The sequence below is a fragment of the Mesorhizobium sp. M8A.F.Ca.ET.208.01.1.1 genome (genome assembly GCF_004791315.1).
GTDB lineage: Bacteria > Pseudomonadota > Alphaproteobacteria > Rhizobiales > Rhizobiaceae > Mesorhizobium.
Map to the genome: position 1 here is coordinate 1 of NZ_SRUT01000093.1, position 380 is coordinate 380.

Annotated in this window: 1 protein-coding gene; it reads right to left on the minus strand. The window is 63.2% G+C overall.

Annotation, left to right across the window (positions count from 1 at the left end):
* Positions 1 to 82: 82 nt before the first annotated feature.
* The coding region (locus EN851_RS36850; protein WP_210234954.1) for a hypothetical protein at positions 83 to 380 on the minus strand (298 nt) is incomplete at its 5' end.

Below are 380 nucleotides of genomic sequence, written 5' to 3' on the forward strand. Positions count from 1 at the left end.
GGCAGGATCAGGCGATCGCCAGATCCTTGATCGGCACGGCGGTGAAACGGCTCACATGAGCGAGTGAGTCTAGCGGGTGCCGCTATTCGGTGGGACGTCGGATAGCCCGAATGGTCAGCGGAAACATTGGAGGCGACCATTGCGAGGATTGTTGTTGGTAATGACACGCCAGCATTCGATCGTTGAATTGGCAGATGGTGATGGCCACTCGTCCTTCTGTTCTCATGTCGAAATCGAGGCCCGTGCCGGCCTCCCTCGGTCTTGCTGCGGTCCTGAACCGGCCGCCGTTCGCTTCAAGGCCGCGTTCCGCGCCGCGGGCGGCCGGATCGATCCGGGCTCGGCATGGCAGGTCCGCGTCCCGCGCGAGGGCTGAAGAAGGC